General features: G+C 76.0%; 11 protein-coding genes. 3 read left to right on the forward strand and 8 right to left on the reverse strand.

Annotation, left to right across the window (positions count from 1 at the left end):
* The 4 genes from ACSNOK_RS25590 to ACSNOK_RS25605 all read right to left on the reverse strand — a co-directional run.
* On the reverse strand, positions 1–854 hold an 854-nt coding region (locus tag ACSNOK_RS25590), incomplete at its 3' end, for a glycosyltransferase family 2 protein (protein WP_436783126.1).
* 94 nt (positions 855–948) lie between these two features.
* The gene (locus ACSNOK_RS25595; protein WP_436783127.1) at positions 949–1,623 is read right to left on the reverse strand and encodes a UdgX family uracil-DNA binding protein; all 675 of its coding nucleotides are present in this window, start codon (positions 1,621–1,623) and stop codon (positions 949–951) included.
* Complete coding sequence (locus ACSNOK_RS25600) at positions 1,620–2,585, reverse strand: SDR family NAD(P)-dependent oxidoreductase (protein WP_436783128.1); 966 nt, start codon at positions 2,583–2,585, stop codon at positions 1,620–1,622. Before ACSNOK_RS25600 ends, ACSNOK_RS25595 begins: the two co-directional genes overlap by 4 nt.
* 88 nt (positions 2,586–2,673) lie before the next feature.
* A complete protein-coding gene (locus ACSNOK_RS25605) occupies positions 2,674–3,201 on the reverse strand; it encodes a DUF1360 domain-containing protein (RefSeq protein ID WP_436783129.1) in 528 nt (175 codons plus the stop codon).
* 159 nt (positions 3,202–3,360) lie between these two features.
* On the opposite strand from ACSNOK_RS25605, the gene ACSNOK_RS25610 reads away from it, so the two are divergent.
* The gene (locus tag ACSNOK_RS25610) at positions 3,361–4,371 is read left to right on the forward strand and encodes an SMP-30/gluconolactonase/LRE family protein (RefSeq protein ID WP_436783130.1); all 1,011 of its coding nucleotides are present in this window, start codon (positions 3,361–3,363) and stop codon (positions 4,369–4,371) included.
* Between the two features lie 41 nt (positions 4,372–4,412).
* Here the strand turns inward: ACSNOK_RS25610 and ACSNOK_RS25615 are convergent, their stop codons facing one another.
* Together ACSNOK_RS25615 and ACSNOK_RS25620 are read right to left on the reverse strand one after the other, a co-directional pair.
* On the reverse strand, positions 4,413–4,736 hold the full coding sequence (locus ACSNOK_RS25615) for a plasmid stabilization protein (protein WP_436783131.1): 324 nt from the start codon (positions 4,734–4,736) through the stop codon (positions 4,413–4,415).
* Positions 4,737–4,907: 171 nt separating this feature from the next.
* Positions 4,908–5,414, reverse strand: a complete 507-nt coding sequence (locus ACSNOK_RS25620) for a DUF6328 family protein (protein ID WP_436783132.1) — start codon at positions 5,412–5,414, stop codon at positions 4,908–4,910.
* Positions 5,415–5,626: 212 nt separating this feature from the next.
* On the opposite strand from ACSNOK_RS25620, the gene ACSNOK_RS25625 reads away from it, so the two are divergent.
* Entirely contained in the window at positions 5,627–5,782 is a 156-nt protein-coding gene (locus tag ACSNOK_RS25625; protein ID WP_004955622.1) for a hypothetical protein, read from the forward strand.
* Between the two features lie 82 nt (positions 5,783–5,864).
* On the opposite strand, the gene ACSNOK_RS25630 is transcribed toward ACSNOK_RS25625, so the two are convergent.
* Both ACSNOK_RS25630 and ACSNOK_RS25635 read right to left on the reverse strand, forming a co-directional pair.
* On the reverse strand, positions 5,865–6,545 hold the full coding sequence (locus tag ACSNOK_RS25630; RefSeq protein ID WP_436783133.1) for an HAD family hydrolase: 681 nt from the start codon (positions 6,543–6,545) through the stop codon (positions 5,865–5,867).
* Entirely contained in the window at positions 6,542–7,747 is a 1,206-nt protein-coding gene (locus ACSNOK_RS25635; RefSeq protein WP_436783134.1) for a zinc-dependent alcohol dehydrogenase, read from the reverse strand. The genes ACSNOK_RS25630 and ACSNOK_RS25635 overlap by 4 nt, the downstream gene beginning before the upstream one ends.
* Positions 7,748–7,982: 235 nt before the next feature.
* Between ACSNOK_RS25635 and ACSNOK_RS25640 the strand changes: the two genes are divergently transcribed.
* Entirely contained in the window at positions 7,983–9,575 is a 1,593-nt protein-coding gene (locus ACSNOK_RS25640; protein ID WP_436783135.1) for an FAD-dependent oxidoreductase, read from the forward strand.
* Positions 9,576–10,037: the final 462 nt, after the last annotated feature.

The following is a 10,037-nucleotide window of genomic DNA, read 5'->3' on the forward strand; positions in this document are numbered from 1 at the left end:
TCGACGAGGCGCGCGCCGCGTTCGACGGGCGGCGGGAGGGGGCGCCGGCGGAGCAGGGCGGCGGGGAGTCGGCGTGCCACCCCGGCCAGGGCGCGGCGGGCCTCCCGGTCGCCGGGACAGTCCCGCGCCAGCGACCAGGTGCGGGACAGGGCGTACGGCAGAGGGCGGCAGAGCCAGACCGTCAGCAGCTCGTTGCGCCGGAACCGGGCGGGCCGGCCGGCGCGGGGCACGGGATCGGGGTGGTGCCGGACGACCAACGCGGGGCAGTGCACCACTCCCCAGCCCCGGCGCGCCAGTTCGTAGGCGAGCAGGGTCTCCTCGCCGCCGAAGTGCAGCAGCGGGTCGAAACCGCCCGCTTCGAGGAAGGGGTCGCGCCGGACGACGGCCGAACAGGCGAGGAAGCCGAGGACGGAGGGGCCGGGCAGATCGTGCGCCCGGCCCAGGGGCGAGGCGGCGAGGACGCGGTTGAGGGGGTCGGGGCGGCCTTCCGCGCCGACCCGGGTGGAGGCGGCGATCAGGGCCAGCCGAGGGTGGGCGTCGAACAGGCCGGCCGCCGCGGCGAGCGAGCCGGGTTCCCACCAGGAATCGTCGTCGGCGAACGCCACGTAGGGCGTGTCCAGGGCCGCGACGCCGACATTGCGGCCGACGGCGCCCAGGTTGCGGCCCGTCTCCAGCACGCGGACGTGCGGGTACCGCTCCCGCACGGCCGCCGGGGTGCCGTCCCGGGAGCCGTTGTCCACGACGACGACCGGGGGCTCTTCGGGGAGCCGGGCGAGGTGGTGGAGGGTGCGGAGGAGGCGGGGGAGGCGGTCGCGGGTGATGATCACGACGCCTACGCGCGGAGCGGCGGACACGCCCCCCGGGTAACCGTTGCGCCGGGGCGCAAACGGCGGGCGCGCCCGGGCCGTCGCCCCGCGGGAAACGGTACGAGGACGGGACCGGGCACCCTCACCCCAGCAACCGTCCCGCCACCCGCAGATCCGCCACCAGCCCCCCGTACAGCTCCGCCCGCCCCGCGTCGTCCGCGCGCAGTACGGCGGACGGGTGGATCGTGGCGACGAGCACACCCTCGCCGTCCCCGCCCGCCGGTGGGGGCAGGGGCAGCGGCACTCCCCGGTCGCGGGTGACCCGGAACCCGGAACCCAGCAGCGACTTCCCCGCCGTCGCGCCGAGGGCCACGACCACCTCCGGGGCGACCAGCCGCAGTTCCTCCGCCAGCCACGGGCTGCAGGCACTGATCTCGCGCAGGGTGGGCGCCTTGTGGATGCGCCGCTTGCCCCGGGCGGCGGGCTCGAACTTGAAGTGCTTGACGGCGTTGGTGACGTACGTCTCCCCGGGATCGATGCCGGCCTCGGCGAGCGCCCGGTCGAGGACGCCGCCGGCCGGTCCGACGAAGGGGTGCCCCTTGCGGTCCTCCTGGTCGCCGGGCTGTTCGCCGACGAGGAGGAGACGGGCGGAGGTGTCACCGGCGCCGAAGACGGTCCGCGAGGCGTCCCGGTGGAGGGGACAGCCGTGGCAGCCGGCCGCCGCCGTGCGCAGCGCGTCGAGGTCCGCGCCGGCGGGGACCCAGGGGGAGGCGTCGTAGGCGTCCTCGCCGCCCGCGCCGGCGGCATCGCGGGTCACGGTTCGGTCCGCTGGTTGTAGCGGCGGGCGGCGCGGTCGTTGAGCACGGTGAGGCGGGCGACCGCGGCGGAGCCGAGCCGCCGGGCGGCCTGCCGGCCGGGCACGTCGTGCGCGGGGCCGGGCCCGCCGCGCGGCAGCAGCCGGGCGCCGAGGCTCAGGGCGCGGGTGGTGGTGGCGGGGGCCAGGCCGTGCAGCCGGACGGCGGCCTTGGCGACGGGCGTGAGCACCAGCTCCGCGCGGCGGCGCTCGGCGGCGCGGACGATGGCGCGGGCGGCCCGCTCGGCGTCCATGGACAGCAGCGGGAGCCCGGAGGAGACCGCGAACCAGGCGTACTCCTTGTCGGCCCGGCCGCTGAAGCGGGCGGCCGTGTGCGAGCCGGTGCGCATCAGGCCGGGCAGGACGGTGGTGACGCTGATGCCGTCGGCGGCGAGTTCCGCGCGCAGCCCCTCGGAGAAGCCGGTGAGGGCGAACTTGGCGCCCACGTAGGGCAGCAGGTGGGGCGCGGCGACCCGGCCGCCGATGGAGGCGATGCTGACGATGCGTCCGCCGCCGCGTTCGCGCATCTCCGGCAGAGCGGTGAGGACGAGCCGCAGCGGCGCGAAGTACATCGTCTCCATGGCGTCGCGGAAATCCGTCTCGGTCATCGCGGAGACCGGCCCGACCTGGATGTTCCCGGCGTTGTTGACGAGGACGTCGAGACCGCCGAAGGCTTCGGCCGTGGCGTCGACGAGCCGCCGGGCGGCCGAGGAGCCGGTGACGTCGCAGGCGAGGGCGCGGACCTCGGCCCCCTCGGCGCGCAGCATGCGTTCGGCCCGGCCCAGTTCCTCGCCGTCGCGGGCGCAGATCAGCACCTTGCAGCCGCGGCGGGCGAGTTCGCGGGCGATCAGCAGGCCGAGCCCCCGGGAGGCGCCGGTCACCAGCGCGGCGCGGCCCTCCAGACGGTCGTGGGACGGATGCGTCATGGAACTCTCCTCGCGCTCGCGTCTCGCGCTTCGTTGCGGTCCCGCCCGGGGGCCCGGCACCCCGGCCGGGACGCCGGGCCCGCGGCGGCTATTCGCCGACGGACTGCTGCATCCGCACCCGCAGGAACTGCAGCAGGTCGGCGCCGGTGAGAGCGGTCAGCGCGGCGGCGGCCAGCCGGGTGGGCCGGGGAGCGAAGACCAGCCCGGCGGCCAGCCCGGTGACGACCCACATGCCGGTGCAGAACGGGCAGGTCAGCAGCTCGCCGACGACCTTGCGGGCGCCGCCGCCGCGTACCTCCTCCTGGACCTCGCCGGGGCCGCCGGCCCCGCGGAAGCGGGCGAAGGGGACTCGCAGCGGGCTGGTCACCGAGTCCTTGGTGAGCAGCCGGGACAGCCGGTGCGTGGCCCCGGCGCACAGCAGCACGTCCCAGGGGCCGGGCTCCGGCACCGGCCGGCGGGCGAGCCGGGCGGCGCCGGCCAGCGCCGCGATGCCCGCGACGTAGACGCCCATGGCTCCCGCGTAGGCGCCGACGGGGTGGTCCTCTCCTCCGTAGGCCTCCCGTTCCTCGTCGGCGGCCCGCCGCAGGCGGTTCTCGGCGTCCTCGGGGCTCGGCATGCGTGCCTCCTGCTGTGCGTGCGTCGGTCGGGGGTCCGTGCCACGCCCGCCCACCGTGCCACGGGGCGGCGGTACGCGCACGTCGGCCGGTGACGGCCGTTTTCCGGGGTGGGCCGCGGGTACGCTTCCCGGCCCACCCCGCCAGGAAGGGTTCTCGCCATGGCCTCGCGCAAACCCCCTCTCCGTCCGGTCGTCTGGCAGCCGCCGCGGCGTACCCGGGGACCGGTCCCCGGCGCGGAGCCCGCCGCGCTGCCCCCGGTGCGGCGGCTGCCGCTCGGCGCCACCGGCCCCGAGGACGTCCGGTGGGACGCCGTCTCGGGCCGGCTGCTGACCGGGGTGGCGGACGGGCGGGTCCTGTCCGTGGACCCGGCGGGCGGTCCGGTGCGGACGCTCGCCCGCACCGGCGGCCGGCCGCTGGGCCTGTGCCCGCTCCCCGACGGCCGGGTGCTGGTGTGCGACGCGGAGCGCGGGCTGCTGCGCCTGGACCCGGCGTCCGGCCGTATCGAGACGCTGCTGGGGGCGGGCGGCGACCCGCTGTGGGTGTGCAGCAACGCCGTCGTCGCGCCGGACGGCGCCGTGTACGTGAGCGACGCGTCCGCCCGGTTCCCGCTGGAGCACTGGATGGGCGACCTGCTGGAGCACTCCGGCACCGGGCGGCTGCTGCGCTGGGAGCCGGGGTCCGCGCGGCCCGAAGTGGTGCTGGACGGGCTGGAGTTCGCGAACGGCGTGGCCCTGGCCGGTGACGGCTCCTCCGTCGTGGTCGCCGAGTCGGGGGCGTACCGGCTGACGCGCCTGTGGCTCACCGGCCCGCGGGCCGGCCGTCGCGAGGTCTTCGCGGAGGCGCTGCCCGGCTTCCCCGACAACCTGTCCACCGGTCCGGACGGCAGCGTCCGGGTGGCCCTGGCGGCCCCGCGCGAACCCCTCCTCGACCTGCTGCACCGGTCGCCTCCGGCGCTCCGGCGGGCCCTGTGGGCGCTGCCGTCCGCGCTGCTGCCCGGCCCCCGGCCGGTCATCCGGCTGCTGGAGCTGGACGCGGCGGGCCGGGGGGTCCGGGACCTGCGGCGGCCGGGGACCGGCTTCCGCATGGTGACCAGCGTGTGCGGACACGCGGGGCGGCTGTACCTGGGGAGCCTGCTGGAGTCGGCGGTGGGGGTCGTCGACCTCCCGTGAACCGGCGGGCCCGGAGGCCGCGGCGACGCCTCAGCTACGCCTCAGCGCCCGAGGGCCCGCTTCAGCTCGTCCTTGGTCATCTGCGACCGTCCCTCGACGTTCTTCTTCTTGGCCTCTTCGTACAGCTGGTCCCTGGTCGGGCCCTTGGCCCCGGAGTGCGAGCGCTGACCGCCCCGCTTCGAGGACGACATGTCCTGGAGGGACGTCCGGCTGGCCGTCTTGGACTCGCCGGCGCGGGCGCGCTCCTTGTTCACCGTGCGGCTCGCGATCTCCTTGGCGCGCTTCTCGCTCGCGCCGCGCGACTCCGCGCTCTCCTTGATGTGCTCGTACTGCCGCTCGCGCTTGGGGCTGGATCCTGCGGGCATGGTGCTGCTCCTTCGCTCGCTGCGCTCGTTCCCCCCTGGGCTCGTCTGCCCTCACCGTGACACGCCATGCGGGCCGCCGCCGGGTCGGACGGGACCGATCGGGGTGCGGCCGGTGCGCTCCGGCACCCGGTCGCGCGGGCCGTCCGATCGATCGTGAGGGGCGGCCGGCCGTCACCTGCGCGAGCGGTAGCGGAGCAGCGCCCAGCAGGGCAGGGCGAACCAGCAGAGGACGAACCACACGACGAGCCCGGCGACCACCCACGGCACCGCCGGGCCGCGCAGGGCGACCCGCAGGATGAGCAGCAGCGCCGAGGCCACCGTGGCCAGCAGGAGCACCAGGCCGACGACGGTCAGCCGGGACACCCACACCACCGTCTCGGGCTTCAGCCGCCGCCCGGTGACGATCCGGTGGAAGGAGACGGGCCCGATCAGCGAGCCGGTGGTGGCGGCGCCGAGGATCACCGTGACGACGTAGACGGTGCGGTCGGTCGGGGCGAGGGTGGTGAAGCGCGGGGTGAAGGCGACGGTCAGGAGGAAGCCGAAGAGGATCTGGACCCCGGTCTGCGCGACGCGCACCTCCTGGAGGAGTTCGTTCCAGCGCCGGTCGGCGCGCTCCTCCGGCGACTCGTCGCGTCCCCTGGTCCGCGCGCGTCCGTCGCGGTCTCCGGGCGTGGGCATGGGGCGTCCTCCTCTGGCCGGGGCGGGTACCCCCGCGCGCGTCCGGCTATGCACGCCCCGGGGCGGCGCCGGGGCCCCCGCCGGTGGCGGCCGGGCTCCCGCCCACCCGAATCCGCGGGCGGACGACCAGGACAAAACGGATCAGGCGGAGGACACTGGAGATGCACAGGCCGTCCCCATGGCGGGTGGGCGACCGACAGGAGGTGATCACTGTGGTGCCGCTGCTCCTGGTCCTGATCCTCGCGATCATTCTCTTCGGCGCGGGTTTCGCGGTGAAGATTTTGTGGTGGATCGCGCTGGCCGTGCTGGTCATCTGGCTGCTCGGCTTCCTCGTCCGCTCCGGCGGAGGCCGGTGGTATCGCTGGTAGCGCGGACCCGCGCCCGGCAGGAGGCCGGGCGCGGGTCACCGGCGACGGGCCGCACGCCCTCCGCCGACGAGGCGGCGTACGGTCAGTCGCGTTCCAGACGTGCGAAGGGGCTGTCGTCCAGCCACGCCAGCAGGTCGGCGGGGTCGCGGTAGACCGCGACCGCGCCGGCCTCCTCCAGTTCGGCGCGCGCGATGCCGCCGGACAGCAGGGCGACGCAGTCCACGCCCGCCTTCCGGGCCGCGTGGACGTCCCAGACGGTGTCGCCGAGGAACAGCGCCCGGTCCGGATCCGCGCCGGCCTGCTCCAGCGCCTGCCGTACGGGTTCGGGGTCGGGCTTGCTCGCCTCCACGTCGTCCGCGCTGGTCGCCGCCGTGATGGCGTCGTCGGCGCCGATCGCCCGGCGCAGCGCGGCGAGTTCCGAGCCCTGGGCCGACGTGGCCAGGACGACGCGCCAGCCACGCCCCGCGAGAGCCCGCACCAGCTCCTGCGCCCCCTCGACGACCGGCAGCCGCTCGAACCAGGTGGCGTAGAGGGTCTTGTGCGCGGCGCTGATCCCCTCGTCGGCGTCGCGGTCCCGGTCCTCGCCCAGCAGCCGGTCGAGGAGCCTGTCGGAACCCATGCCGATGGTGTGGTGGACGTCCGTCATCGCGACCCGGTGACCGGCCTGCCGCAGCGCCTCGAACCAGCAGACGGTGTGCAGGTAGTTGGTGTCCACGAGGGTGCCGTCGACGTCGAGGAGGGCCGCCCGCGGCCGGCCGGTCACGCGGCGGCCCCGGGCTTGAGCAGGGTCTTGACCATGCCGTCCTCCTTGGCCTGGAAGGTCCGGTAGGCCTTCGGCCCGTCCTCCAGCGGCAGCGTGTGGGTGGCGAAGCCCTCGACGCCGAGCGGGTCCGCGTCGTCGAGCAGCGGCAGGATGTCGTCCACCCAGCGGCGGACGTTGGCCTGGCCCATGCGCAGCTGGATCTGCTTGTCGAACATCGTCATCATCGGCATCGGGTCGAGCATGCCGCCGTAGACGCCGGACAGCGAGACGGTGCCGCCGCGCCGCACGGCCTGGATCGCCGTGTGCAGGGCGGCCAGCCGGTCGACGCCGGCCCGCTCCATCAGCTTCTGCGCCCAGGCGTCCGGAAGCAGCCCGACGAGCTGGTGGGCCGTCTTCCCCACGGGCGCGCCGTGCGCCTCCATGCCGACGGCGTCGATGACGGCGTCCGTCCCGCGCCCCTGGGTGAGGTCCCGGATGGCGGTGACGATGTCGTCGCCGCGCTCGGTGTGGGCCCGCAGGTCGAGGACGGTGACGCCGCGGGCGGCGGCCCGGGCCAGCCGCTCGGGCACCAGGTCGACGCCGAGGACCAGACTCGCGCCCCGGTGCAGGGCGATCCGGGCGCACATGTCGCCGATCGGCCCCAGGCCGAGTACGGTCACCGTGCCGCCGGGCGGGATCGCCGCGTACTCGACGGCCTGCCAGGCGGTGGGCAGGACGTCGGAGAGGTAGACGTACCGCTCGTCGGGCGGCCCCTCCGGAACCTTGATCGGCAGGGTGTTGCCGAACGGCACCCGCAGGAACTCCGCCTGCCCGCCCGGCACCTGCCCGTACAGCTTGCTGTAGCCGAACAGCGCGGCGCCCATGCCCCGTTCGCGCACCTGGGTGGTCTCGCACTGCGACTGGAGGCCCTGACCGCACATGTGGCAGGCGCCGCAGGAGACGTTGAAGGGCACCACCACCCGGTCGCCGGGCACGAGGGCGGTGACGTCCGGGCCGGTCTCCTCGACGACGCCCATCGGCTCGTGGCCCAGGATGTCGCCGGGGTCCAGATACGGTCCGAGGACCTCGTAGAGATGCAGATCCGATCCGCAGATGCCGGTGGAGGTGACACGGACGATGACGTCCGTGGGCTCCTCCAGCCCGGGGTCGGGGACCGTCTCCACCCGGACGTCCCGCTTTCCGTGCCAGGTCAGGGCCCGCATGCCGTCTCCCTCGTACTGCCGTGTCCGCCGGCGCGCAGCCTCGTGCGCCTCCCGCTTCCCGCCCGGCCCTGCGGAACCCTCGGGAACATCCGGAGCGGCTCCGGGAGGCCGGATTCCGGTTCCCCGGGTTCCCCGGCGCCGGGCGGGCAAACCGGGGCGCCGGCGGGTCGGCCGAACGGACGAACCCCGGACGCGGGCCCGGGTACGTGCGCCGCGCGGGGGAATCCGTTCCCCCATGGCGCACCCTTCCGACCCCTCCGCAACCCCCTCCGGCGGCGGCCCCTCCGGCCCGCTGCTCCACGGCGAGCCCGAGTCGTACTGGCTGTCCACCGCCCCCGCCTGCCCGGACTCCGCGCACCCACCGCTCACCGGCACCGGCACCGACGTCGACGTGGCCGTCGTCGGCGGCGGCATCGCGGGCCTCGCCACCGCCTGGGAACTGGCCCGCGCCGGACGGTCCGTCGCCGTCCTGGAGGCGGACCGGATCGCCGCCGGGGTGACGGGCCACACCACCGCCAAGGTCACCGCCCTGCACGGCCTGATCTACGCCCGGCTGCGGCGCACCCGCGGCCCCGAGGGCGCGCGGCTGTACGCGCGGTCGCAGTCGGAGGCGGTCGGGCACGTCGCGGAGGTGGCGGAGCTGCTGGGAGCCGACTGCGAACTCGAACGCCGGCCGGCCTTCACCTACGTGACCCGCGCCGAAGGCCGCGGCGAGGTCCGCGAGGAGGCCAACGCCGCGGCCCAGGCCGGGCTGGAGGCGTCCTACGTGGAACGGACCGGCCTGCCGTACCCGGTCGAGGCGGCCGTACGGCTCGACGGCCAGGTGCAGTTCCACCCGCGCAAGTACCTGCTCGCCCTCGCCCGGGACCTGGTCGCGCGCGGCGGCGTCATCCACGAGCACACCCGCGTCACCGGCCTCGACGAGGGCACCCCCTGCCGGGTGACGACCGCCGACGGCGCCGTGCTCACGGCACGGGACGTGGTCGTCGCCACCCACTACCCCGTCTTCGACCGCGCGCTGCTGTTCGCCCGGCTCTCGCCGCGCCGCGAACTGGTGGTCACCGGCACCGTGCCCGCCGACCAGGACCCCGGCGGGATGTACATCACCGAGGAGGGCGCCAAGCGGTCCGTCCGCAGCGCCCCGCACGCCGACGGCCGGCGGCTGCTGATCGTCACCGGCGAGAGCTTCAAGCCCGGCACCGCCGACGTCGCGGCCCGCTTCGAGCGGCTGGCGGCCTGGACCCGCGAGCGCTTCCCCTCCATCGTGTTCGACCGGCACTGGGCGACCCAGGACAACGACTCCACCGACACCGTCCCCCTGGTCGGCCCCTTCCACCCGCGCGCCCGCCACACCTGGGTCGCCACCGGCTTCGGCGGCTGGGGCATGAGCGGCGGCGTCATGGCGGGCCGGCTGCTCGCCGAACTGATCGAGGGCCACCGGCCGCCGTGGGCCGACCTGTACGACCCGCGGCGGCTGTGGACCCAGGTCCGCGAGGCCCCCCAGTTCCTCCGCCACCAGGCCGAGGTCGCCCGCCACTTCGTCGCCGACCGCCTCCGGCCCGGCGGCGCGGACTCCGTCGCCGGCATCGCCCCCGGCACGGGCGAGGTGGTACGCGTCAACGGCCGGCACTGCGCGGTCTACCGCGACGAGGACGGCACCGCGCACGCGGTCTCCGCCCGCTGTACGCACCTCGGCTGCCTGGTCGCCTTCAACGCGGCGGAACGGGCGTGGGAGTGCCCGTGCCACGGCTCGCGCTTCGCGCCCGACGGGACGGTGCTCCAGGGGCCGGCGGTGCGGCCGCTGGAGGGGCGGGACGTCGAAGGGTGAGCGAGGGGTGAGGGCGCGCCTTTCAGCCCGTCCGGCGTTTGAGGACAACCGCGCGGAGCGCGGTTTCGGGGGGTCTGGGGGCTCGCCCCCGGGAAGCGGCGAAGTGGGGGTACCCCTCCGGGGGAGGAACCCGGGCGCCCTACCCTCTGTGACCGGGCCCACTGGCCCGTGATCACGCCTCCCACCTGCGGTTTCGTTCGTGGTGACCCACCGCACAGCCCCCACGCTTCTCCCGGCGGGGAACCGCTTGTGACGATATCGGGGTCACCGGAGCGCCACCCCCGTCACAGGCCGCCCCCGGTGCACCCCGGCCCCCGCCGCACGGCGCGTTCCGCCCGGCGGGGTTTTCGACGCCCGGACGACCGGTCCGTACGCCGCATCGCGGCGCGCGGAGGCGCGGGCCGCGAACGTGCCGGCCCGCCAGCCCCGCCTACCCACGGACGGACCTTTGCGCCCCACGCC

The sequence above is a fragment of the Streptomyces sp. URMC 126 genome (genome assembly GCF_051386555.1).
In the GTDB taxonomy this organism is placed as follows: domain Bacteria; phylum Actinomycetota; class Actinomycetes; order Streptomycetales; family Streptomycetaceae; genus Streptomyces.

What these genes read in the sequence shown, in the direction of transcription:
- ACSNOK_RS25600 (WP_436783128.1), bottom strand. Translation starts at nt 2,585, where the DNA reads ATGACGCATCCGTCCCACGACCGTCTGGAGGGCCGCGCCGCGCTGGTG.
- ACSNOK_RS25605 (WP_436783129.1), bottom strand. Translation starts at nt 3,201, where the DNA reads ATGCCGAGCCCCGAGGACGCCGAGAACCGCCTGCGGCGGGCCGCCGAC.
- ACSNOK_RS25610 (WP_436783130.1), top strand. Translation starts at nt 3,361, where the DNA reads ATGGCCTCGCGCAAACCCCCTCTCCGTCCGGTCGTCTGGCAGCCGCCG.
- ACSNOK_RS25615 (WP_436783131.1), bottom strand. Translation starts at nt 4,736, where the DNA reads ATGCCCGCAGGATCCAGCCCCAAGCGCGAGCGGCAGTACGAGCACATC.
- ACSNOK_RS25620 (WP_436783132.1), bottom strand. Translation starts at nt 5,414, where the DNA reads ATGCCCACGCCCGGAGACCGCGACGGACGCGCGCGGACCAGGGGACGC.
- ACSNOK_RS25635 (WP_436783134.1), bottom strand. Translation starts at nt 7,747, where the DNA reads ATGCGGGCCCTGACCTGGCACGGAAAGCGGGACGTCCGGGTGGAGACG.
- ACSNOK_RS25640 (WP_436783135.1), top strand. Translation starts at nt 7,983, where the DNA reads ATGGCGCACCCTTCCGACCCCTCCGCAACCCCCTCCGGCGGCGGCCCC.